The 23,937-nt window shown below is 34.5% G+C and carries 20 protein-coding genes; 10 read left to right on the plus strand and 10 right to left on the minus strand.

The features are described from left to right. From ACM55K_RS14950 to ACM55K_RS14965, 4 genes are all read right to left on the minus strand, one after another. Nucleotides 1-3,025 (minus strand): FG-GAP-like repeat-containing protein (locus ACM55K_RS14950; protein WP_416851071.1); only part of this gene is annotated, 3,025 nt, incomplete at its 3' end. After that, nucleotides 3,022-3,441, minus strand: coding sequence for a hypothetical protein (locus ACM55K_RS14955; RefSeq protein WP_416851072.1), 420 nt, complete (start codon nucleotides 3,439-3,441; stop codon nucleotides 3,022-3,024). The genes ACM55K_RS14955 and ACM55K_RS14950, both read right to left, overlap by 4 nt. 278 nt (nucleotides 3,442-3,719) lie before the next feature. After that, nucleotides 3,720-4,784, minus strand: coding sequence for a helix-turn-helix domain-containing protein (locus tag ACM55K_RS14960; protein WP_416851073.1), 1,065 nt, complete (start codon nucleotides 4,782-4,784; stop codon nucleotides 3,720-3,722). Between the two features lie 125 nt (nucleotides 4,785-4,909). After that, the gene (locus ACM55K_RS14965; protein ID WP_416851074.1) at nucleotides 4,910-5,968 is read right to left on the minus strand and encodes a helix-turn-helix domain-containing protein; all 1,059 of its coding nucleotides are present in this window, start codon (nucleotides 5,966-5,968) and stop codon (nucleotides 4,910-4,912) included. Nucleotides 5,969-6,423: 455 nt separating this feature from the next. Here ACM55K_RS14965 and ACM55K_RS14970 point away from each other — a divergent pair, with 455 nt between their 5' ends. Beyond that, the gene (locus tag ACM55K_RS14970) at nucleotides 6,424-7,590 is read left to right on the plus strand and encodes a 5-(carboxyamino)imidazole ribonucleotide synthase (RefSeq protein WP_416851075.1); all 1,167 of its coding nucleotides are present in this window, start codon (nucleotides 6,424-6,426) and stop codon (nucleotides 7,588-7,590) included. Nucleotides 7,591-7,683: 93 nt separating this feature from the next. Further along, complete coding sequence (gene purE / locus ACM55K_RS14975; RefSeq protein WP_416851076.1) at nucleotides 7,684-8,166, plus strand: 5-(carboxyamino)imidazole ribonucleotide mutase; 483 nt, start codon at nucleotides 7,684-7,686, stop codon at nucleotides 8,164-8,166. A 49-nt stretch (nucleotides 8,167-8,215) separates the two neighbouring features. On the opposite strand, the gene ACM55K_RS14980 is transcribed toward purE, so the two are convergent. Then, nucleotides 8,216-8,881 (minus strand): hypothetical protein, encoded by a 666-nt coding sequence (locus ACM55K_RS14980; RefSeq protein ID WP_416851077.1) that lies wholly within the window; start codon nucleotides 8,879-8,881, stop codon nucleotides 8,216-8,218. 218 nt (nucleotides 8,882-9,099) lie between these two features. On the opposite strand from ACM55K_RS14980, the gene ACM55K_RS14985 reads away from it, so the two are divergent. Continuing rightward, nucleotides 9,100-11,127 (plus strand): M3 family metallopeptidase, encoded by a 2,028-nt coding sequence (locus tag ACM55K_RS14985; protein WP_416851078.1) that lies wholly within the window; start codon nucleotides 9,100-9,102, stop codon nucleotides 11,125-11,127. Nucleotides 11,128-11,265: 138 nt separating this feature from the next. Here the strand turns inward: ACM55K_RS14985 and ACM55K_RS14990 are convergent, their stop codons facing one another. Continuing rightward, nucleotides 11,266-12,381 carry an ATP-binding protein gene (locus ACM55K_RS14990; protein WP_416851079.1) on the minus strand — a complete coding sequence of 372 codons (1,116 nt, stop codon included), beginning with the start codon at nucleotides 12,379-12,381 and terminating at the stop codon, nucleotides 11,266-11,268. Between the two features lie 126 nt (nucleotides 12,382-12,507). Further along, nucleotides 12,508-13,320, minus strand: coding sequence for a UbiA prenyltransferase family protein (locus tag ACM55K_RS14995; protein WP_416851080.1), 813 nt, complete (start codon nucleotides 13,318-13,320; stop codon nucleotides 12,508-12,510). A 136-nt stretch (nucleotides 13,321-13,456) separates the two neighbouring features. Between ACM55K_RS14995 and gcvP the strand changes: the two genes are divergently transcribed. From gcvP to ACM55K_RS15025, 6 genes are all read left to right on the plus strand, one after another. Beyond that, nucleotides 13,457-16,306: an aminomethyl-transferring glycine dehydrogenase gene (gcvP, locus tag ACM55K_RS15000; RefSeq protein WP_416851081.1), complete on the plus strand. Its 2,850-nt coding sequence runs from the start codon at nucleotides 13,457-13,459 to the stop codon at nucleotides 16,304-16,306. Between the two features lie 290 nt (nucleotides 16,307-16,596). Next, nucleotides 16,597-17,655: a 3-oxoacyl-ACP synthase III family protein gene (locus ACM55K_RS15005; protein WP_416851082.1), complete on the plus strand. Its 1,059-nt coding sequence runs from the start codon at nucleotides 16,597-16,599 to the stop codon at nucleotides 17,653-17,655. A gap of 235 nt (nucleotides 17,656-17,890) precedes the next feature. After that, nucleotides 17,891-18,415, plus strand: a complete 525-nt coding sequence (locus tag ACM55K_RS15010; RefSeq protein WP_416851083.1) for a methyltransferase domain-containing protein — start codon at nucleotides 17,891-17,893, stop codon at nucleotides 18,413-18,415. After that, nucleotides 18,415-19,263 (plus strand): glycosyltransferase family 2 protein, encoded by an 849-nt coding sequence (locus ACM55K_RS15015; protein ID WP_416851084.1) that lies wholly within the window; start codon nucleotides 18,415-18,417, stop codon nucleotides 19,261-19,263. The genes ACM55K_RS15010 and ACM55K_RS15015 overlap by 1 nt, the downstream gene beginning before the upstream one ends. Nucleotides 19,264-19,342: 79 nt before the next feature. After that, nucleotides 19,343-20,092 (plus strand): MlaE family ABC transporter permease, encoded by a 750-nt coding sequence (locus tag ACM55K_RS15020; protein WP_416851085.1) that lies wholly within the window; start codon nucleotides 19,343-19,345, stop codon nucleotides 20,090-20,092. Further along, entirely contained in the window at nucleotides 20,089-20,850 is a 762-nt protein-coding gene (locus ACM55K_RS15025) for an ABC transporter ATP-binding protein (RefSeq protein WP_416851086.1), read from the plus strand. Before ACM55K_RS15020 ends, ACM55K_RS15025 begins: the two co-directional genes overlap by 4 nt. A gap of 156 nt (nucleotides 20,851-21,006) precedes the next feature. Here the strand turns inward: ACM55K_RS15025 and ACM55K_RS15030 are convergent, their stop codons facing one another. From ACM55K_RS15030 to ACM55K_RS15040, 3 genes are all read right to left on the minus strand, one after another. After that, nucleotides 21,007-21,690 (minus strand): outer membrane beta-barrel protein, encoded by a 684-nt coding sequence (locus tag ACM55K_RS15030; RefSeq protein WP_416851087.1) that lies wholly within the window; start codon nucleotides 21,688-21,690, stop codon nucleotides 21,007-21,009. A gap of 240 nt (nucleotides 21,691-21,930) precedes the next feature. Next, the gene (locus tag ACM55K_RS15035) at nucleotides 21,931-22,533 is read right to left on the minus strand and encodes a SprT-like domain-containing protein (RefSeq protein ID WP_416851088.1); all 603 of its coding nucleotides are present in this window, start codon (nucleotides 22,531-22,533) and stop codon (nucleotides 21,931-21,933) included. Nucleotides 22,534-22,552: 19 nt separating this feature from the next. Continuing rightward, the gene (locus tag ACM55K_RS15040) at nucleotides 22,553-23,230 is read right to left on the minus strand and encodes an SDR family NAD(P)-dependent oxidoreductase (protein ID WP_416851089.1); all 678 of its coding nucleotides are present in this window, start codon (nucleotides 23,228-23,230) and stop codon (nucleotides 22,553-22,555) included. Nucleotides 23,231-23,362: 132 nt separating this feature from the next. Between ACM55K_RS15040 and ACM55K_RS15045 the strand changes: the two genes are divergently transcribed. Then, nucleotides 23,363-23,932 (plus strand): GNAT family acetyltransferase, encoded by a 570-nt coding sequence (locus ACM55K_RS15045; protein ID WP_416851090.1) that lies wholly within the window; start codon nucleotides 23,363-23,365, stop codon nucleotides 23,930-23,932. Nucleotides 23,933-23,937 lie beyond the last annotated feature (5 nt).

Below are 23,937 nucleotides of genomic sequence, written 5' to 3' on the forward strand. Positions count from 1 at the left end.
AAGTAATCACAGGAAGTTGATTATCCCTTACGATAACGGTTTGGACAACTTCAACTGCTGCATTACTGTTAGCATCTGATACATTCCATTTAATCGTTGTGGTTCCCACCGGATAAACAGCACTCAATGCCAATGCATCGCTTCGAACGCCTTTTGCTGCGCCTACAGTACAATTATCTGTGGTAGATGCCGAAACAGCTACAGTTGCTCCGCAAACATTTAAATCAACATTCACATTTTTATCACCGTTAGAAGTAATTACTGGGATTTGATTATCTGTGACAGTAACAGTGAATGATTGTGCAGCATTTTCACATGGATTGCTAGCACTAATTGTAACTGTAGTTACACCTAAGTTCAATATACTCCCAGAACCTGTTCCTTGTCCATTTCCAGTAGTCGCACCAGAAAACGAATAAGTCACGTTTGGTGCAGGAGCACCCGTAACATTAGCAATATAAACTGCAGTTGCAGAGCAATTATTGCTATCAGTATTTATAACCATGTTAGAAGGTACAGTCAAAGCAGCAGCAACGCAGGTAATCTCAGCCGTTACACTAAAAGTAATTCTGGCATTATCACAATCATTACTGATTACAGTTACAGCAGCGTTATAACTAGTAATATTTAGAGCATTAAAAATTAAATCAAAATTTGCTGAGGAATTTGCTGCTATCGATGTTGGCGCACCAAATATACTAAAGTACTGATTATCATCTCCACTTATTAAAATTTGCGATACATCCAATGCATTAGCACCAGCATTACTTATTGTAAACGTCTTAACATTATTAGCATTCGGGAATACAGTACCGAAATCACTCGAACTCCTATTTGAAATTGGTGTAGCGCCTTCAGTTATTCCAATTTCAGGAGCTCCGTTTGAAACTACAATTGTTGAAGATTGAGCAGAACATCCGAACAAATCAATCACTCTGACACTATAATTACCAGTTGTAGTGGTAGTATAAATTTGCTGAGTAGCATTTGCTATATCTACCCCATCTTTCATCCATCGATAGGTAGATGATTGAGAAGCTGTCAAGTTTGCCGAACCACTGCATAAATAAACATTATTTCCTTCTAGTATATTAACAGTTGGGTTTTCATTAACCGTTACCACCGTAGGAAGTGAAGTTCCAGAACAGCCACCCGCATTTGTAACTTCTACAGTATAAGCACCTGTTTGTGTTGCTGTATAATTCTGACTGGCTGCTCCACTAATGGCAACGCTATTGTTATACCATTGATAAGAATCTCCTGGATTCGCTAAAAGAGGGATAATCTCACCTTGACAAACAGTGGTTTGGCCCGAAACAATAATTGCCGCAGGTTGCACATTTACTATTGCATTGGCCGTAGATTCATTCCCCGCATTATCTTTTACAGTAAGGATCACTGGGTTTTCACCAATATTCAAGCATGTAAAGGAAGTTTTAGAAAGTGTTATAGTATTAATTCCACAAGCATCAGAAGAGCCGTTATCCACTTGAGCTGCAGTAACAGTCACTGTTCCATCTGGAGCCAATGCTACAACCACATTTTGGGCAATTGCAGTTGGTGGTGTATTGTCTGTCTGTGAACTTGTGTTTCTATGAAACAAGATACGATTAGAACTTATTCCAGAAGTAGCGATATCTGGCACAAAATCACCATCTAAATCACCAACAACAATACCCGAAACTTCTGCTTGCGCGCTGGATGTATAATCAACTCTTGAGGCAAAAGTTGGAGCTCCTGGACCTGTAGTAGTATTCCTGTAAACTGAGAACACGTTCATTTGCAAAGATTTAGTCACAACATCAGCATATCCATCACCATCCACATCACCTACTCCAATTCTGTAGTTACCCTCTGGAGATGGTAGGTTGACAGTTGGTGCGAAAACGATATCACCGACAGTCGAAATATTTCTCCATAAGGCAACATTAGTTTGTCCGCTAAAATTACAAGATGTAAAATCTATTTTACCATCTTTATCAAAATCAGCAATCTGAGCTCTATAAGGAAATGTACCAAAACCATCCGCAGGATTAGAATCAGAAGCCCAGTATTCAGGTGCTTCAAAAGATGGGGTCGTACTTCCAACAGAAGTAGTATTTCTAATGGAAACAGCTCTGTTTGCATTACCTTGTGACGCGATAAAATCCGTTTTACCATCTCCATCAATATCTGCTACTTGAATACCGGTACAATTTGTTCCCACATAAGCACAAACTTGGGCAGGCCCGAATGAAATATTACCTGGCCCTGTACTTGTATTAAACGCAACAGTCACATTGGATCCATTTTCGCCAATGATATCAATTTTACCATCGTTGTTAAAATCACCTGCAGCAATTTGATAAGAACTCACACTTGGAATAGTTTGAGCAGGTGCCATCGACACATTACCTATTGTACTTGTGTTCCGATTGACATAGTTGGTAGAAAGTAAATCTTTATAGCCATCACCATCAAAGTCGGCAGCATAAATACTCGAACCTCCTCCCACAGCGATATTCAGAGCAATAAAGCTAAGCATACCTGGTGTAGACTTGTTAATAGCAATTGATAAACCGCCATTAGATGAAACCACTTCAGGTTTTCCATCAAGATCTAAATCCTGTGATAACATGTTATATGCTCCATAACCAACACTTAAATCGTAAGCTCTATTATTATAGGTTTGAATTTCCAACGGAGTTGGACAAAATATACCATTAAAAGAAACGCTAGAATAAGCCGTAAGATAACATTGGTTTGTAACTGATATTGGAGCAGTAGAGACTCCAACAGGTACAATAACTTCCAGCTTTCCAAATGTGGCACTAACAACAGTGGCTCTCGTAGATCCGAAATACACCACATTATTAGTGATCGTATTAGAATCAAAATTTGCACCAAAAATTGTAACTATACTTCCAATAAACCCAGTATTTGGCGAAAAACTATTGATTACAGGTGCGGTACACGATTGCGCATAAGATTGTGTGCTTACTCCCAAGCATACAATGATTAATAAGATTGAAATTATTTTTTTCATGATCCTGTATTATAAATGATCGAAATTTTCATTGTAGAAGCATCTATTCCCTCTGGCACATCAAACCTTAGATTGGCATGATTCTCTGAACTGCAGGACGCGATAAACATATCTCCGATTTTTGTTTTGAAAAGAGCAATTTCCACCTGAGCCTCATTGCCGGCTGCATCTTTCAAAGCAAGCTTAAATCCAACTTTTGGATAAGTCCCTCCTTCGTTAAAGGCGTTCATAATGACTATTGCTTTTGATGTTGGGCTGCACTTTACCACAGCATATGAAACATCAAAATAAAATTTCGCCTCTTCAAGTCGGGTCCAATTTTGGATATACTTTGGTTCTGTTTGATTTGACTGAGCATTGATTGTATTATAAAAAACACAAAAAAAGCTCATAATGAAGAGTAATTTTAATTTCATATTAGTTTATTTAAATTTATTTTGCAACAAAAATAGAAGAAAAAAAAGTGGAGAAATAGCCCATTAGGACATATCGATAGCCTATTAAGACCAGTTGTTATTTTTTAAATATTGAATCTATAAAAATCGATCTATAAATTCACTAAATCAATCAAAAACAGTGATTTATATTTTAATATTTAAAAAAAATGAAAATGAAATAAATTAATAAAATCAGAAAAATAGTCCTAAAAAAAATAAAATAATTTGTTAAAATAGCCAAAATCCATTTATAATGGCTATAAAAAACGTACTTCTGACGGGAGTTTGTCAAAGCGTTTTTTAAAATTGGCTGTAAATTTACTCGCGCTTTCATAACCCGTTGCAAAAGCAATATTTTTTATTTGCATATCGGTATTTGTAACCATTTGCATAGCGAGAAGTAAATTTTTTTCTTTATGGTATTGCAACATAGAAATCCCATGAACAGACTTAAAAGTCAACTTTAGTTTTGTAGGGGACAAGTTCACCTGTTGGGCAATATTATCTACACCTTGAAAAGGTGCCGTTAGATTATCGGTAATTAATTTTTCAGCCTTGGCAATTTTCCTATAATCCGTTGTATTTACAGGTATGTAATTACCAATGCGTAGGTCGACAAATGCATTCTTAAAAAAAGTGGAAACTAAATGAAGTGTTTGAGATTTTAAAATTGATTTACTCAATTGATCTGTTTTAACCGTTTTTAAATTCATCCAAATTTCTTTAGATAATTCACCTGCATTAGGCACAATATCCTGATAAGATATAAAGCCTTTGTCTGAATTTAAAAAACTTTTAATTTGGTTGTCTTCGGGCAAAGTTTCAAACGAAAAATTTTTTTCTGCCCATTTTTTACTGAATCCGTAAAGGTAAAATTCACAAACAGAACCTTTATAAAAATAAGCGCCAACTTCGGTCCCTGGTCTTTTGAAACCCCAATATTTGCTTGAAAAAGGGGTCTTATCAGCAAATGTATTTTGCAATTTCACTTCGCTCTCAAAAACTGTAAATGTAAGTGTGTAATAATCACTAACAAAGTCCTCGTCATAAATTGCTTTTAGCATCACATTTTTCTTAAATGTAATATTTGTTGCAATAATCCAGAAACCCTCTTCAATCTCCCTATAACGCATAACACCTTTAGAAAAAGGATTGTTTCTGTAAACCGCTTGTTCATCCCGAACGTGACGGGAAGAGGGGGAATTGATAATACTTTTTATTAAAATTTCAGGAGAATTAGATAAATAAGGCAACTCAAAGAAACCATCCCTGTAAAAATTTATATTCTCTTTTATGAATTTAATCCACTTTGCTAAACGCATATTTGATAGGTATAAAATTTTAATTAACAGGAATTATTATAAGAATTTATTATGTAAATATAGATTAAATGAAAATACAAAATAGGCTGTTGCAACATATTTTATTCGATAAAAGCATCTACAATTTAATTATTTCTAAAAGCTGATGGCAATTTCCCGAAACGTTCTTTGAATGTTGCCGTAAATTTACTCGCACTTTCATAACCTGTTGCAGTTGCTATATTTTGAATTTGAATATCCGGATTTTGAATCAGTTGCATAGCCAGAAGCATGTTTTTTTCTTTGTGATACTGCAACATAGAAAACCCAAAAACCGTTTTGAAGTTAGATTTTAATTTTGTAGCCGAACTATTTACCTCAGATGCAATACTTTCAATGCCTAAAAACGGAAGATGCAAATTATGCAAAATCATTTTCTCGGCCTTGGCCACATTATAATAATCTAAATTACTTAACGAAACATTATCTAAAATGCGGTTATCTTCAAAAGAATTATTAAAAAATTCAGCAATCAATTTTATAGAATGCTTTTTTAAATCTACAGTATTAAATTTTCCTTCAATTTCGGTTTCTAAATTTTTTGACATTATTTTTGCTAAACCATGTGCTTTTGGAGCGATGTCTAACCAAGTAAAAAAACCTTTTTTAGTATCTAAAAAATTCTTAATAACCTCTTTTTGAGGAAACTTGTTAGAAGAAAGATTTTTATTAGCCCATTCCTTATTAAATGCGACATTAAAAAACTTACCTGTTGTGCCTTTATAAAAATAGGTTGTCACTTCTGTTCCAGGTTTGTAAAAAGTCCAACAAGTACTCAGAAGTATGCTATCACTTAAATTTTTAAAAGCATATTTATATTTAAATACAGAAAAAGATAATATATAATAATCTCTTAATTGATTTTCATCATAAATAGCCTTAGCAATTATATTTTCTTTGATAGTTATATCGGTTTCCAGTAGCCAAAAACCGTCTTCAATTTCACGATAGCGTATTATACCTTTACAAAAATAATTATTTGAAGAAACTGACTGTTGCAAAGATTTATGATTTGTTATCGGTAATTTTATTAAACTATCCAACATAACTCGTGGTGAATTAGACAAATAGGGTAATCCAAAAAAATCATCTTTGAGAAGGAAAAGATATTTTTGAATATGTTTAGTCCAATTATTTGAGGTCATAGATTTAGTTATTAAAAGAAAATCGAATCAAATTCAAAAAATAATTTGTCAAAATAAAAGTTAATCGCATTAAAATCGAAATTTATTTGATAAACTACTAAGACGTAACTTTATTTTCGATTTTCAAGATTGAGGCAGTAACAAGTAATTCCTTGCTGTGTCTTTTTAATTGATTTACTAATTTTTAAATTTGTTTTTAAAACCTAGCTTTAACAAATAAAACATGTAATAAACGACTTATTTTACACAATAAATAGCCAAAATTAGCCTGCTAAACCAAATCAAAATTAATAACCTATAAGGAGGTAAAGATACTTGTTTATCCGTTAGTACATAAAATTCTCATCGAATATGTCATTATTACTTTCAAATTTAAAAAAAATCACTAATCAAATCAACAAACAATAAATTGACATTTGTTAATTATCAATTATCTTTGCATAAACAACAACCTAATGAATTATTTTTCTTCTGATTTTAAACTGGGAATTCTCGGTGGCGGACAACTCGGCAAAATGCTGTTGTTTGACACTCGAAAATTCGACATACAAACTTATGTTCTTGATCCAAGTGATGAAGCACCATGTAAAATAGCTTGTGATAAATTCTTCAAAGGGGATTTAATGAATTTTGAAACCGTTTACAATTTTGGAAAACTGGTTGATGTATTAACCTTTGAAATCGAGTTGGTTAATCTTGAAGCTTTAATAAAACTTGAAGAAGAAGGGGTAAAAGTATATCCCTCTCCCAAAACGTTGAAACTGATTCAAAATAAAGGAATTCAAAAAGATTTTTATACCAACCATGCGATTCCCACCGCAAATTACAAGCGATTTGGTAATCTAAAAAGTGTAGTAGTTGCTATACTGGATTCTAAATTGAAGCTGCCTTTTGTATGGAAATGCACTGAATTCGGTTATGATGGAAACGGGGTAAAAGTCATTCGACAAATTTCAGATTTAGACAATTTAGCCAATGTGGAATGTATTGCCGAAGAAATGGTTCCTTTCAAAAATGAATTGGCGGTTATCGTTTGTCGCAATCCATCGGGTGAAATAAAAACCTATCCTGTGGTAGAAATGGAATTTCATCCAGAAGCAAACCAAGTAGAATACGTGATTTGTCCTGCTCGAATTGATGCTGCAGTTGCTAAAAAAGCAACCGAAATTGCATTAAATGTTTCGGAGAAATTCAATCATGTTGGACTTTTGGCAGTCGAAATGTTTCAAACTGAAGATGATGAAATCCTAGTTAACGAAGTCGCTCCTCGCCCACATAATTCTGGACATTATTCCATTGAAGCCAGTTATACTTCGCAATTTGAAAATCATTTGCGCGCCATTCTTAATTTGCCTTTAGGAAATACAGCTAGTAAAGTGGCCGGTATCATGGTAAATCTATCTGGTGCAGAAGGTTTTTCTGGAGATGTAGTTTACGAAAATATTGAAAAAATATTAAGTTGGGAAGGAGTTACACCTCACATTTATGGCAAGAAAGAAACACGCCCCTTTAGAAAAATGGGACATGTTACTATTGTAAATAAAAATATTGATGAAGCCAGAAAAATTGCTGAAAAAGTAAAAAATACGATTCGGGTAATTAGTACTAAATTGAATAATTAAAAGATTTAATGATTTAAAAATTACGACAGGTCTAATTTAGTTCTGGGTAATTTTTCAATCTTTAAATTTTTCAATCTTTAAATAATAAATAAAATGAAAGTAGCCGTTATAATGGGAAGTATTTCTGACATGCCCGTAATGCAAGAAGCAATAGACATCCTAAAAGCATTTGATATAGAAACAGAAGTTGACATTGTTTCCGCTCACAGAACACCAGAAAAATTATTTGATTTTAGTAAAAATGCACATCATCGTGGGATTACGGTAATTATTGCCGGTGCTGGTGGTGCTGCACATTTACCCGGAATGGTCGCTTCGATGTCACCGCTTCCAGTAATTGGCGTTCCTGTGAAATCCAGTAATTCTATCGATGGTTGGGATAGTATTTTGTCTATTCTTCAAATGCCGGGTGGTGTTCCTGTAGCAACTGTTGCACTAAATGGAGCAAAAAATGCTGGAATTCTTGCCGCTCAAATCATAGGAAGTCACAACAAAAGTGTCCTTGACCGAATAATACTATATAAGACCGGATTGAAAGAAGCGGTAGATATAGCTTCTGAAACGCTACATAAATAATAAAGAAAGCTCCATTACGGAGCTTTCTTTATTTCAAATCGGGAATCATTTATTCTACACTTACTGATTCTTCCAGAACTCCTTCAAATTCCGAAGCAATGATATCTTCTTTGTTCAACCAATATTCTGAAGTAGTTAAAGTATAATTTACGTTATCCGAAGTTGTCAAATCCCACAAAATATCTTCGGCTTCCGGAAAAGGTGCATTTTCATTCATCGCATGATCAAACAATCTTTTGATAAGAGTACTATCAGACAAACCGTTGCTTAACAATTTTAAAACATTTTCTTTCGTTAATTCGTTTGCTCCTTCTGATGTCGTCATACTGCACTCAAGAATTGTGGCTTTTGCATTAGGGAATTTACCGTTATATGCTTTAAAAAGTAATTGGTTCACATGAAACAAAGTCGAATGCAAACCTATTTCAGGATATTCTTCACAGACTTTGTCTAAAAACATATCGTTTGAAATTTGCTGAATTTGACCTTCATTTAAATCTTCTGATAATTTGTATTCCAATACAATTACGGCAGCATCTTTAGGTTCAAAATCAGAAATTGCCATAAATAACAATTCTCTTAAACTGGCTGTATCAGCATCAGAAGCATCCGGATAATCGAATTTTTCAAGCAGTTTGATATAATCTTCATTGGTCCAATATTCCTCGATTTGATCTACAGTATTGACGCTTTTTATTATAATTTGATAGTTCATATTTTATTTATTTTTTTGATTCGTTTCTTCAAAAACCAATCTTTTTTTTTACAATTTAAGGCTTTATTACTGTCAAACGAAATAAATAACATTTAAATAACACAATCCATTCTAGCATTTTAGGATAAATCAATTCCTTTAGCAACCTCATTTTTTTCAATAAACACCTACCTTTGTTATCTTTAAACATCGAATTATTTTTATCAAAAAAAATACAAATGAGCATCCTAACACACCATTTCAATACAAAATATAACACTGCCCCTTTTTCGAAAATAAAGAACGAAGATTTTCTTCCTGCTTTTCAAAAAGGAATCGAATTAGCAAAAGCCGAAATCGATGCTATAGTAAGAAATCCTATAAAACCAACTTTCGAAAACACCATTGAGGCATTAGCATTCAGCGGAGATGTTTTGGATCGAATTTCAAGTATCTTTTTCAACTTAAATTCAGCAGAAACGAATGATGAAATTCAAAAAATTGCTCAGGAAGTTTCCCCTTTATTGTCTGAATTTGAAAATGATGTTCGCCTTAACCCTGATTTATTCGCCCGAGTAAGAACAGTTTACGAGCAAAGAGATAAGCTTAATCTAAATCCGGAACAAACTACGCTTTTAGACAAAAAATACAAAAGCTTCTCCAGAAACGGAGCCAATTTGCCGGAAGACAAAAAGAATCTTTTGCGAGAAATCGACAAAGAATTATCGAAATTGAGTTTGCAGTTTGGCGAAAATGTTTTAGCCGAAACCCAAGCCTATGAATTGCACATTACCAATGAAGCAGATTTAGCTGGTTTGCCGGAAGGAACTATAGAAGCTGCTCGTTCTTTGGCTAAAAGCCAAGAAAAAGAAGGATGGATTTTCACGTTGGATTATCCAAGTTATGTTCCGTTTGTAACCTATGCTGACAATCGCGAATTGCGCAAAAAAATGGCAATCGCTTTTGGTGCCAAAGGTTTCCAAAACAACGAATTTGACAATCAAGAAATTGTGCTTAAAATTGCCAAATTGCGTTTTGACAGAGCACAAGTTTTAGGATACGCCTCGCACGCTCATTTTGTACTTGAAGAAAGAATGGCAGAAAGTCCGGAGAAAGTAAAAACATTTTCGAATGACTTATTGGAAAAAGCAAAACCTGCAGCTTTGAAAGAATTTGCACAGTTAACTGCTTTCGCAAAAGAGCTAGACGGTATTGAACAACTGGAAAAGTGGGATGGCGCTTATTATTCGGAGAAATTGAAGCAGCAGTTATTCAATTTGGATGATGAAATATTAAAACCGTATTTCCAATTAGAAAAAGTCTTAGACGGTGCTTTTGCAGTAGCACAAAAATTATATGGAATCACTTTCGAAGAAATTTTCGAAGTGGATAAATATAATGAGGAAGTAAAAACATACGAAGTAAAAGACGAAGAAGACCAATTAGTTGCCGTATTTTATGCTGATTTCTTTCCAAGAAAAGGCAAACGCAACGGAGCCTGGATGACGTCTTTTAAATCGCAATACATAAAAAAAGGAATCAACGAAAGACCACACATTTCCATTGTGTGTAATTTCACGAAACCTACAGAAACAAAACCATCATTATTAACTTTTAACGAAGTAACGACTTTGTTTCATGAATTTGGCCATGCGTTACATGGCATGTTGGCCAACACCACTTATCCAAGTTTATCCGGAACAAGTGTTTATTGGGATTTTGTAGAATTACCAAGTCAGATTCTCGAAAACTGGTGTTACGAACCGGAAGCATTGGCTTTGTTCGCATACCATTATCAAACTGGCGAAATGATTCCGATGGAATTAGTCCATAAAATTAAAGAAAGCGCGAGTTTTCAAGAAGGAATAGCAACGATGCGCCAATTGAGTTTTGGGTTTTTAGACATGGGATGGCACGCACAAGATCCATCCAATATCAAGGACATTAAAGCTTTTGAAACCGAACAATTTACAGCCACACAATTGTATCCTGATGTAAAAGAAAATGCGATGAGCACTTCTTTTTCCCATATTTTTCAAGGCGGTTATTCTTCTGGATATTACAGCTACAAATGGGCCGAAGTTCTGGATGCTGATGCTTTCGAATATTTCCAAGAAAAAGGGATTTTCAATAAAGAAGTAGCAACCAAATTCAAGGAAAATGTGCTTTCTAAAGGCGGAACGGAACATCCGATGATTTTGTACAAACGCTTTAGAGGACAAGAACCAAAACCAGAAGCGTTGTTAAGAAGAGCGGGATTGGTGTAATTTTTTTGAATAAAAATTAACTATATAATATTTTAGGACCGAAGTTTAAAAGCTTCGGTTTTTTTATTAAAATAAAATCAATAACGACCACCAAACAATTGGCACGCTTTCCACCCAAAAAGAAGTATATCTTTCGAACTACTTTAAAAACTCCCTAAAATTTTCCTTGCTTACTACCAAAAAACTAGGTTGATACGCTTCTTTAAATGATTTAGGCAACTTCGCTTTTTTAGCGGAAGCCCATTTGAATTCAAAAGCACTGACTGTATCAGCATTAGTTTCAATGTAATCTATTTCCTGTTGTTGTGTAGTTCTCCAAAAGTAAGGTTTAGACAAACTTTGAGAATAGGACAGCTGTTTAAATCGCTCTGAAACTAAAAAATTTTCCCACAATGCCCCTTTATCCTGCCTAAAGTCTAATGAATTGAAATTTCCAATCAACATATTCCGAACACCATTGTCGTAGAAATAGATTTTTCTGTTAGCCTTTATTTCATTTCTCAAATTTTTACTAAAACTATTTAATCTAAAAATCACAAAAGCTTTCTCCAACAAATCTATATAATTATTAACCGTATTTTTATCTACACCAACTAATTGTGCTATTTCATTATAACTTACCTCACTACCAACCTGAAAAGCTAATGCTTGTAAAATCTTTTCTAAAACTTCCGATTTCCTGATGCCCGCTAAACTCAAAACGTCTTTATATAAGTAGCTGGAAACAAGGTTTTTTAAAATTTCATATTCATTACCAAAGTTATTGATCACATCCGGATACATTCCGTATAACAATCGCAATTCCAATTGTTGTTGCGCTTTTATGTAACCTACATTCGCTTCAAATTCATTCCACGAAATGGGATACAAACGGTATTCAAATTTGCGTCCCGTTAATGGTTCTTGTGTAACATGATTAATGTCAAAAGCCGATGAACCGCTAACAATTACTTGCACATCTTTGATTTGATCAACGATAATCTTTAGTTTCAAACCAATAGTAGGAATACGCTGCACCTCATCAATAAAAACATATTTATAATTTCCAATAATATTTTTTAAGGTTTCGGTATTTGCATTAGCTAAAGTATCAGCCACAACCGCATCATCACCATCAAGAAATAAAAACGGAATATCCTTTAATAAAGAGTTAATCAATGTAGTTTTACCTACTTGTCGCGGACCAATTAATACAATAATTTTTCCCTTCCCTAAATTCTTCTCTATTATAGACGTTAAATCTCTACTAATCATAACCGTAAATTTTAACCAAATATAGTACAATTATATCGTATTCACCAAATTAATACTATTTTTGGTGAACATATTCACCAAATTTACATTGTTTTTGGTGAACGTATTCACCAATATTAGTGTTTTTTAAAGAATTAAAAACAAAATCCACCAAACAATTGGTACGCTTTCCACCCAAAAAGAAGTATAATATTTCGAGCGTTTTTCATTGGCAAAAAGCAGAAACGCAGCAATCAGAATCACTATTATCAAGTTGACAATTAATTGATTTGCATCAAAATTACTTTTTAGCAATTCCAGAAAATAAAATGGAATTAGAAGTAACAATCCCAACATTTTCGTTCGCTTTACCCCTATTTGTTGCGGTACGGTTTGCAAATGTGGATCATCATTTGCCAAATCAATAATTTCAAAAATAAGCACCAATACAAAAATCAGGATAAATCGCTGTATGCATTTCAGATAGAAATCAAGTGTTATCGAAACATCGGCATTCAAAATAGGCAAAGCCAAAGTCACTCCCACCCAACACAACGCCACAATATAGATTTTTACGCCAGCCCAGTTTCTGGCATTTTTTTTATTTGGAAAAAAAGGAAGCGTGTACAATAAAGTGATACTCAAAAAAGCGATTGCTACGATTTGGGTAATCCGTTGCAACTGAAAAAAATAAAAACCAACCAAAAGAAGCGCTAAAAAACTAAATACGGCGATGATTTTCAACTCCTTGCGCATCTTTAATTTTTTGGCTCTAGCCAAAGCATCATATTTTACGAAATTATATCCTACAATTGTTCCAAAAAAAACAAAATTAGCTATTGGTTCATCCGAAGAAATCTGGAACATGTGTTGCGTCATTCGCACTAAGGCATAACACGACAATCCCACGTGAATACTGCTATTGATATAAAAATTGAATAGTTGTTTAAAAATCTTCATTAGACAAAATTAATCAATTGTGAACAAATACATCATTTAGTTGAAAAATCAATAAAAAAGGAGACCCAAAATACCTTTTAGATTATTAATAATACTTAATTTTGCACCACTAAAAAAACAACACCTACATTTTTATATGAAAACAGATGCTTTTGCTTTAAGACACATTGGTCCAAGAGAAAACGACCTACAACATATGTTGAAAACTATTGGAGCGGAAACGCTTGACCAATTGATTTTCGAGACAATTCCTAGTGATATTCGTCTAAAAGCTGATTTAGATTTAGATCCGGCAATGACCGAATATGAATTTGCAAATCACATTCAAAAATTAGGGAATAAAAATAAAGTTTTTCAATCTTATATTGGTTTGGGTTACAATGCAGCCATTATTCCTGCAGTTATCCAAAGAAATGTTTTTGAAAACCCGGGATGGTATACTGCTTATACGCCTTATCAAGCTGAGATTGCTCAAGGCCGCTTAGAAGCAATTTTGAATTTCCAAACTATGGTTATCGAATTAACCGGAATGGAAATCGCAAACGCTTCTTTATTGGACGAAGGAACTGCTGCTGCAGAAGCAATGGCATTACTTTTTGATGTTCGTTCTCGTGACCAAAAGAAAAATAATATTTGTAAATTCTTCGTTTCCGAAGAAATATTACCTCAAACTTTATCGGTTTTACAAACGCGTTCTACGCCAGTTGGTGTTGAATTAGTGATTGGAAATCATGAAGATTTCGACTTTTCAACGGAATATTTTGGAGCTATACTTCAATATCCCGGGAAATTTGGACAAGTTCATGATTATGCAGATTTTATCGCTAAAGCTGCCACAAACGAAATAAAAGTGGCTGTAGCTGCTGATATTTTGAGTTTGGCAAAATTGACTTCTCCGGGAGAAATGGGTGCTGCAGTTGTCCTTGGAACGACACAACGTTTCGGAATTCCGTTAGGTTATGGTGGCCCACATGCTGCTTATTTTGCTACAAAAGACGAATACAAAAGAAGCATGCCGGGAAGAATCATCGGTGTAACTGTAGATACTAATGGTAATCGTGCGTTGCGTATGGCGTTACAAACGCGTGAGCAACACATTAAACGTGACAAAGCCACTTCAAATATATGTACTGCACAAGTTTTATTATCCGTTATGGCAGGTATGTATGCGGTTTATCACGGACCAAAAGGTCTGCAATATATCGCTAATAAAGTACATGCTTCCGCAGCTACATTGGCAAACGCATTAGAAAAATTAGGTTTACAACAAACCAATACTGCTTTCTTTGACACTATTGTTGTTAAGGCTGACGCCAAAAAAGTGAAAGCAATTGCAGAACAAAACGAAATCAACTTCTACTATATCGACGAAAATACCGTTTCTATTTCTTTGAATGAAACGACAAGTATTGCCGATCTAAATAAAATTATTGCTGTTTTCGCTTCCGCAAAAGAGACTCAGGCAACGACAATTGAAAGTTTATCAGAAACCAATCATTTTCCAGAAAGCGTAAACAGAACATCAACTTTTTTACAACATGATGTTTTCAATAAATACCATTCGGAAACCGCTTTGATGCGTTACATCAAAATGTTGGAACGAAAAGATTTAGCTTTGAATCATTCCATGATTTCATTGGGTTCTTGTACCATGAAACTGAATGCTGCTTCTGAAATGTTGCCTTTAAGCATGCCACAATGGAATAATATTCACCCATTTGCACCATTAGACCAAGCGCAAGGATACCAGGAAATGTTGGCTAAATTAGAGCAACAATTAAATGTTATTACTGGTTTTGCAGGAACAACGCTACAACCTAATTCAGGTGCCCAAGGCGAATATGCCGGATTAATGGTAATTCGTGCGTATCATCAATCAAGAGGAGATCACCATAGAAATATTGCTTTAATCCCATCATCCGCTCACGGAACAAATCCGGCTTCAGCGGCTATGGCAGGAATGAAAGTTATTGTTACCAAAACATTGGAAAACGGAAATATTGACGTAGAAGATTTACGTGAAAAAGCAATTTTACACGCAGCTAATCTTTCTTGTTTGATGGTAACATACCCGTCAACTCACGGTGTTTTTGAAAGTGCTATTAAAGAAATAACACAATTAATACACGATAACGGTGGACAAGTATATATGGATGGCGCCAATATGAATGCCCAAGTAGGATTAACAAATCCTGCAACTATTGGTGCTGACGTTTGTCACTTGAACTTACACAAAACGTTCGCTATTCCTCACGGCGGCGGTGGACCTGGTGTTGGACCAATATGCGTTGCTCCACAATTAGTGCCATTTTTACCATCAAACCCTGTAATTCCTACAGGAGGAGAACATGCAATCACAGCTATTTCTGCAGCTCCTTGGGGTTCCGCTTTAGTTTGTTTGATTTCTTACGGTTACATTTCAATGTTGGGCGCTGAAGGTTTGAAACAATCCACTCAATATGCAATTTTAAATGCAAACTACATTAAAGAGAAATTAAACGGTCATTACGATACGTTATATTCTGGAGAAATGGGTCGTGCAGCTCACGAAATGATTTTGGAATGCCGTCCTTTCAAACAAAAAGGAATTGAAGTGACTGATATTGCAAAACGCTTGATGGATTATGGTTTCCACGCGCCGACTGTTTCTTTCCCAGTTGCCGGAACTTTAATGATTGAACCAACGGAGAGTGAAAACTTAGAAGAATTAGATCGTTTTTGTGACGCGATGATTTCAATCAGAAAAGAAATTGAAGCTTCTACTATTGACGACAAAAACAATGTTTTGAAAAATTCACCACATACATTGGCCATGCTAACTAATGATATTTGGGACTTCCCTTACAGTCGTGAACAAGCAGCTTTCCCATTAGATTATATTGCTGAAAATAAATTCTGGCCAACTGTTCGTCGTGCTGACGATGCTTATGGCGATAGAAATTTAGTTTGTTCTTGTGCGCCAATTGAAGCGTATATGGAAAACTAATTTTAAATTAATTCAATAAAATGTCTCGAGAAATCGGGACATTTTTTTTACAACTATAAATTCATACAAAATTCAGAAAATAGTACAATGCAAATTCTTAAAACATTCATTTTACCAATTGCAACAATTAGCAAAGAAATATCGCATCGATTTTTGCAGTTTGTAAAAAAATAATCAATATTTTTGCCAATAAATTATTATTTCATAATTATATGCATGCATAATAAATATTGTGAGTGTAATAACTTTTTAATCATTAAATTAGCCTGAATTTTTGGAAAAATAACCCGATGAAAATAAAAATAACTGGAATAGGAAGTTATATTCCTGAGAAAAAAGTAAGCAATACAGACTTTGGCGAACATGTTTTTTTAAACGAAGATGGAACCGCCTTTGGTTATCCTAACGAAGTTGTCATAAATAAATTTAAAGGAATAACGGGAATCGAACACAGACGCTATGCCGAAGATCAGCACACCTCGTCTGATTTAGCTTTTTTTGCTTCTCAAAAAGCAATTGAAAATGCTGGTATTGACCCGGAAACTATCGATTATATCATCTTCGCACACAATTTTGGAGATGTAAAATACGGCACAACGCAGTCAGATATGATTCCAAGTCTGGCCACCCGTGTGAAACACAAACTACAAATAAGGAACCCAAAATGTGTTGCCTATGATATCCTTTTTGGATGTCCAGGTTGGATAGAAGGCGTTATGCAGGCCAATGCTTTCATCAAATCAGGTATGGCAAAACGCTGTCTGGTAATAGGCGCTGAAACCCTTTCGAGAGTAGTCGACGCACATGACAGGGATTCGATGATTTATTCTGATGGCGCAGGTGCTTCTATCATTGAAGCTTCTGATGATGAAACAGGAATGTTGGCTTATGAAAGCGCGACTTATGCGAATGACGAAGCTAATTATTTGTTCTTTGGAAAATCATACAATCCTGATTTAGATCCAGACATTCGTTACATAAAAATGTATGGTCGCAAGATTTATGAATTTGCTTTAAGCCAAGTTCCAGCTGCAATGAAAAGTTGTTTGGACCAGAGCGGAATAGCCATTGACGACGTGAAAAAAATCCTTATCCATCAAGCCAATGAAAAAATGGACGAAGCGATAATCCAACGTTTTTACAAATTACATGACAGACCAGTACCAAAAGACATCATGCCTATGAGCATTCATGAACTTGGAAACAGCAGCGTAGCAACCGTTCCTACTCTTTTTGACTTGTTAATTCGCGGAGAAATAGAAAACCAGTCCATCGAAAAAGGCGACGTTCTTATCTTTGCATCCGTTGGAGCGGGAATGAATATCAACGCATTTGTTTACAGATATTAATCATCTCAGGAATTTGGCAATCAGGAGCTAATCCGGCTGTACATTACAATTCCTCACTACAAAACTTGTTTTTCTAAGGTGCAAGAAAGCTTCTTTTAGTCGCTTTTTGTACCTTGAAAAACTACATTTTGAAGCTCCGGGATTTTCATTCCCATCCGGGCTAAAAAACAGTGCCCAAAAACACATTTATTACTATATTTGTGCCTTCGTGCCCTTGCGGCAAAATCAAAAAAACATGTACGAAAAAACGTTTCCCAATAAAAGATTCAAGCATACTTTAGAATTCCTAAAAAAACACATCTCCACGGATGAATCCATATTAGATTTAGGCGTAGAAAACCCCTTTTCTAAAATCATGAAATCGGAAGGATTTGCTGTTAAAAACACAACGGGAGAAGACTTAGACACGGACCAAACCGTACTTTCAACAGAAAAACAGGATGTGGTAACTGCTTTCGAAATCTTTGAACATTTACTCAATCCGTTTACCATTTTAAAAGAAATAAAATCCGACAAGCTTTTTATATCCATCCCGATGCGTTTGTGGTTTTCACCGGCATATAGAAGCAAAACTGATATGTGGGACAGACATTACCATGAATTTGAAGATTGGCAATTGGACTGGCTATTGGAAAAAACAGGTTGGAAAATAATCGACAGAGAAAAATGGACCAATCCAGTGAAAAAATTTGGTCTTCGTCCCTTATTGAGAAAGTTCACCAACAGATATTATATTGTTTACGCTGAAAAAATAAAATAATGAATTATTACATTGTTATTCCGGCTCATAACGAAGAAGCATTTATTGCTTTAACATTGGAATCTTTGATTTCTCAAACCGTTTTACCAAAAAAAGTAGTCGTAGTCAATGACAATTCCACTGATAAAACTGCCGAAATTGTAACAGCTTTCGCCAAAGAAAATCCGTTTATCACTTTGGTAAACAAAACTTCAAGCGCCATACATCTCCCGGGAAGTAAAGTCATTCAGGCTTTTCACAAAGGTTTCGAAACATTGGACGAAGATTACGACGTTATCGTAAAACTGGATGCCGACTTAATTCTGCCCAACAACTATTTTGAAACTATTTTAAATATTTTCGAAAAAGATGCGACAATTGGAATGGCTGGCGGGTTTGCTTACATCGAAAAAAACGGTAAATGGATTCTGGAAAACCTAACGGATAAAGATCATATTCGTGGTGCTTTTAAAGCCTACCGAAAAGCATGTTTTCAACAAATAGGGAATTTAAAACCGGCTATGGGTTGGGATACCGTTGATGAATTACTGTCAAAATTTTATGGTTGGAAAGTAGTTACCGATGCTTCCTTGATCGTAAAACATTTGAAGCCAACAGGAGCTAATTATAACAAAACAGCCCGATACAAACAAGGCGAAGCATTTTACACTTTAGGCTACGGATTTTTAATCACATCGATTGCTTCTGCAAAACTGGCGATGATGAAAAAGAAACCGTTACTCTTTTTAGATTATATCAAAGGTTTTTGGAAAGCCAAAGCTGCTAAAACCCCTTTATTGGTAACTGAAGAACAAGCAAAATTCATTCGCAAGTATCGCTTAAAGAAAATGAAAGAAAAGATTTTATAGCTTCAGCAATTAAAAAATTGTAAACTGGAAAGTATAAACTGCTAACTAATCCTTAATTTAGCCCATAATCGCAAAAAATATGATGCTCATTCGATATATAACGCAGATAGGAAGATACTTCTTAATGCTGAAAGAAATTTTCAATAAACAGACGAAATGGTCCGTGATGAGAAATCTAATTTTCAAGGAAATTGATGATTTAATTATTGGTTCCCTTGGTATAGTGGCTTTCATCTCATTCTTTGTCGGAGGTGTTGTAGCCATTCAAACGGCATTAAATTTGACCAATCCTTTAATTCCAAAATATCTTATTGGTTTTGCTACCAGACAATCCGTAATATTAGAGTTTGCACCGACCTTCATCTCCGTGATTATGGCCGGAAAAATGGGGTCTTTTATTACGTCTAGCATAGGAACCATGAGAGTTACAGAACAGATTGATGCGCTGGAAGTGATGGGAGTCAACTCTTTAAACTATTTGGTTTTTCCAAAAATAATCGCTTTATTATTATACCCATTCCTTATTGGAATCGCAATGTTTCTAGGGGTTTTGGGAGGCTGGATGGCTGGTGTTTATGGCGGTTTTACATCAAGTTCGGAATTTATAAATGGGGCCCAGATGGAATTCATTCCTTTTCATATCGTTTATGCTTTCATTAAAACATTAATATTTGCCATGTTGTTAGCCACAATCCCTTCTTTTCATGGGTATTATATGAAAGGTGGCGCACTTGAAGTGGGTAAAGCCAGTACGGTCGCCTTTGTTTGGACATCGGTTTCGATAATACTATTCAATTATATTTTAACACAACTGTTACTTGGCTCATGATAGAAGTAAAAAACATAGAAAAATCATTTGGCGATATCAAAATTCTTAAAGGAGTTTCGACGGTTTTTGAAACTGGAAAAACAAATTTGATTATTGGACAAAGCGGATCTGGAAAAACGGTTTTGCTAAAAAGTCTTTTAGGAATCCATACACCAGAATCAGGAACAATTTCATTTGATGGCAGGATTTATTCTGAATTAACTCCCGATGACAAACGAGATTTACGAACTGAAATAGGAATGGTTTTCCAAGGAAGTGCTTTATTTGATTCCATGACTGTAGCTGAAAATGTTGGTTTTCCGTTAAAAATGTTCACTAAAGACAATAATTCAAAAATTCAGCAGCGCGTTGACTTTGTACTAAAAAGAGTCAACCTTACTGACGCGCATAATAAATTACCGTCTGAAATTTCAGGAGGAATGCAAAAACGGGTAGCTATTGCCCGCGCTATTGTAAACAATCCCAAATACCTGTTTTGCGATGAACCTAACTCTGGATTAGACCCAAACACAGCTATATTAATCGATAATCTTATTAAAGAAATCACTGAAGAGTACAACATCACAACGGTTATAAACACGCATGATATGAACTCAGTGATGGAAATTGGGGAGAAAATTTTATTTTTAAAAGATGGTTTAAAAGCTTGGGAAGGAACCAAAGAAGAAATTTTCAGAACCGATAACGAAGCTGTTGTAGCCTTTGTTTATTCTTCAAATTTATTCAAAAAAGTGAGAGAAGCCTATTTGAAAGAGTAAAAGCACCCTAAATTAAGCTTTCTTTTTTCCTTAATAACAACAACAACTATATTTGACAAAGGTTTTTATACGCAACTACGTAATAAAAAATGATTTTTTGCTACCAATGCTTTTAGAAGAAGATAAAACGAAACAAATAACTGTAATTTTTATACATCATTTTTTAAAGTTATGTTTTACACCAATATTGATTAAATTATTCATAACATGTTGATCATTATCAAAAATAAGCGCTGGTATTTTTGCTTTTCGTCCTCCAAAATAGGTTTCAAAATCAACATAGATGGCAGTTTTATTGTTTAAAAAATAATTGAAACCCAATCCTGAAATTGAACTTCCATAATTTTTCGGATAGTCGGTTTTTAAATTTTCAGAGTAATTAGTATAACTACTTTTGGTTTCAAAACTGTGCGCATACCCCATTTTCAAACTTCCGCGAAAGTTTTTAAAAATTCTAAACTCCCATTTTATAGCTACAGGAATAGAAATAACGGCTCCCTTAAAAACACCGGAATACGCATCGCTTCCTAAATCAAACCAACTGCCACTATGAGTATTTGGTTTGAAAAATGAAACTCCCGTTTCAAAATATTTAATTTGCCCAGTCAAACTCCAATGTCTCCCCGTATAATATTCTGCCAAAACCCCTCCTTGAAATGATTTATTGGACTCGCCTAGCTTGAAAGAGGTTATTGTATTCAAACCCATTTCTGCGCCAAAATACCAATTCCCTTTTGGACTGACGATTGCGGTTTTTGTAGTTTCTTGTGCGTTTATCAAAAAAGGTATGAAGATAAATACGAAACAAATGATTGCATTTTTCATATTTTTATTATTCAAAATGATGATATTTTAAAGAACATGAGCAGAGTTGCAAATAGGAATAGTAGGTTTTTCATGACTATATTCTTTTATGTGAAGGCGAAACAATACTGTGAATATAAGATAAAATTTACATAAAATCACCTTAAAAAACCTTTTTCACATTTACATGAATAAAAAATAACTAATAATCAGGTTATTATAGAATTATTCTACATTCCAAAAAAATACGAGAAGCGTATTTGAAAGAGTAAAAGGCTAACTTGATTTCAACAACTCCACCTCAGCATTAGGATTAAACAAATAGGTTTTTCCAGAACTCATTTCCAAGCATTCAAAACGCTTCGTTCGGATTGCTATTTTCTTGAAAATTTTTCCGCTTTGGATTCGGAAAACACTGCCATACGGAATTTCGAATACATAGTTTTTATCATTTTGTTGGTCAAATTGTTTCAATGCCAATGCCAAAGTAGCATCAGTATCGCTACTGGCTGTTGGATTTTTGAAATGTCTCGCCAACAAAGGCAACAAGTGATTCGGAAAAATCTCCGGACGAATATAGGGAATCATTAATCGTTGAAAGGAATACTTCCACTCGTTTCCATGGGGTTTAATATGTCGCCCAAATTTTTCAAAGGCAACCAAATGTGAAATTTCATGAATCAGCGTAATCAAAAACTTGTATTTATTCAGGTTTGAATTTACTGTTATTTCATGCTTTCCATTCAAACCTTTTCGATAATCACCATGACGCGTCTGCCTTTCGTTAACAATCTTAAGATGCACTTGATTGGCAACAATAAGTTCGAAAACGGGTTTTACTGCATGTTCTGGAATGTATCTGGCTAAGGTTTCGCTCAAAATAGTTATGAGTTAGGAATTAAGGGTTCGTAGAAGAAACTTGCAACACTTTACCGTTGAAATATTTATTTCCCGTCAACGTAAAATTAAAAATATAATCTGCCATTTCGCTTGCAGAAATAGGCGCTTGATAGCCAGGAAAAGCTTCTGCCAACATTTCAGTTTGAACAGAACCTAATGCCAAAACATTAAAAGCAATGCCCCGCTCTTTATATTCCTCTGCTAACAACTCTGACAGTGTAATAACGGCACCTTTACTTGAACTATATGCTGCAAGTCCGGCAAACTTCAAACTTCCCTGAATTCCGCCCATAGAACTTATCGTTACGACATGGCTTCCTTTTTGTAAATAAGGCAAGCAAATTCGGGTCAAGTTAGCAACCCCAAAAACATTGACTTTATAGATATTTTCAAAATCTTCCTGAGACGTTTCTGAAAAGGGTTTCAACAATAAACTTCCTGCATTGTGAACGACAGCATCAATTTGTTTCCAAGATTTAGAAAGAAAATCTTTAACTTTTTCCAATTCAGACTCATTGGACAAATCAACCGAAAGACATGTGATATTTTCATTCCCTAATAAAGTCTGAGGAATTTTTCTGGAAATAGCCAGAACCTGATGTCCAGCCTTGGCAAATTGCAATGCCAACTCATATCCTATACCTCTGCTCGTTCCTGTAATAATAATATTTTTCATGTAGCAAAAATAAACAAAAACACTAAAAAAAACATCATTTTAGCTGTAGGTATTGTTTCGAATATAAAAATAAGGTTTTCTATAATTTTGCTTAATTTTGCCGAAACAAAATACGATTTGAATTCGCATAAAATGATAGAAAACATACAATTTGAAGTAGCAAAATTGAGTGATATTGATGGAGTATTAGCATTACAGGAATTATATCTTGTCTCTAATTTATCTGAAGAAGAAAAAGAATTTGGTTTTGTTACCACTCCGTTTACAATTCCTCAATTAACAGAAGTAATAACACAAGAGGGATTGTTTTTAGCCAAAGACAACAACAAAACGATTGCCTACATATTTTCTGGAAGCTGGGATTTTTTCAATCAATGGCCTATATTCAATTACATGATTACGCTATTACCTGATCTTAAATTTTTAGATTTTGATGCTACTACAACCAATAGCTTTCAATATGGGCCTATTTGTATCGATAAAAAATACAGAGGAAAAGGATTGATAACGCCTCTTTTTGAATTCATGAGAAAACACGTTGTTAAAAAATATTCATTGGCTTTGACTTTCATTAACAAAACTAATATTCCATCAACAAAAGCGCATACCGAAAAACTAAAATGGACAATTATTGGCGATTTTCAATTCAACAATAATAACTACTTTATTTTGGCTTACGATATGAATCAGCCTGTCTCTTAATATTT

It is taken from the genome of Flavobacterium arabinosi, assembly GCF_048158725.1.
GTDB lineage: Bacteria > Bacteroidota > Bacteroidia > Flavobacteriales > Flavobacteriaceae > Flavobacterium > Flavobacterium arabinosi.

Bases quoted from the DNA above. Each gene is read 5' to 3' on its own strand.
- ACM55K_RS14955 (WP_416851072.1), bottom strand. From the start codon at position 3,441: ATGAAATTAAAATTACTCTTCATTATGAGCTTTTTTTGTGTTTTTTAT.
- ACM55K_RS14960 (WP_416851073.1), bottom strand. From the start codon at position 4,784: ATGCGTTTAGCAAAGTGGATTAAATTCATAAAAGAGAATATAAATTTT.
- ACM55K_RS14965 (WP_416851074.1), bottom strand. From the start codon at position 5,968: ATGACCTCAAATAATTGGACTAAACATATTCAAAAATATCTTTTCCTT.
- ACM55K_RS14970 (WP_416851075.1), top strand. From the start codon at position 6,424: ATGAATTATTTTTCTTCTGATTTTAAACTGGGAATTCTCGGTGGCGGA.
- purE (WP_416851076.1), top strand. From the start codon at position 7,684: ATGAAAGTAGCCGTTATAATGGGAAGTATTTCTGACATGCCCGTAATG.
- ACM55K_RS14980 (WP_416851077.1), bottom strand. From the start codon at position 8,881: ATGAACTATCAAATTATAATAAAAAGCGTCAATACTGTAGATCAAATC.
- ACM55K_RS14985 (WP_416851078.1), top strand. From the start codon at position 9,100: ATGAGCATCCTAACACACCATTTCAATACAAAATATAACACTGCCCCT.
- ACM55K_RS14990 (WP_416851079.1), bottom strand. From the start codon at position 12,381: ATGATTAGTAGAGATTTAACGTCTATAATAGAGAAGAATTTAGGGAAG.
- ACM55K_RS14995 (WP_416851080.1), bottom strand. From the start codon at position 13,320: ATGAAGATTTTTAAACAACTATTCAATTTTTATATCAATAGCAGTATT.
- gcvP (WP_416851081.1), top strand. From the start codon at position 13,457: ATGAAAACAGATGCTTTTGCTTTAAGACACATTGGTCCAAGAGAAAAC.
- ACM55K_RS15005 (WP_416851082.1), top strand. From the start codon at position 16,597: ATGAAAATAAAAATAACTGGAATAGGAAGTTATATTCCTGAGAAAAAA.
- ACM55K_RS15010 (WP_416851083.1), top strand. From the start codon at position 17,891: ATGTACGAAAAAACGTTTCCCAATAAAAGATTCAAGCATACTTTAGAA.
- ACM55K_RS15015 (WP_416851084.1), top strand. From the start codon at position 18,415: ATGAATTATTACATTGTTATTCCGGCTCATAACGAAGAAGCATTTATT.
- ACM55K_RS15020 (WP_416851085.1), top strand. From the start codon at position 19,343: ATGATGCTCATTCGATATATAACGCAGATAGGAAGATACTTCTTAATG.
- ACM55K_RS15025 (WP_416851086.1), top strand. From the start codon at position 20,089: ATGATAGAAGTAAAAAACATAGAAAAATCATTTGGCGATATCAAAATT.
- ACM55K_RS15040 (WP_416851089.1), bottom strand. From the start codon at position 23,230: ATGAAAAATATTATTATTACAGGAACGAGCAGAGGTATAGGATATGAG.
- ACM55K_RS15045 (WP_416851090.1), top strand. From the start codon at position 23,363: ATGATAGAAAACATACAATTTGAAGTAGCAAAATTGAGTGATATTGAT.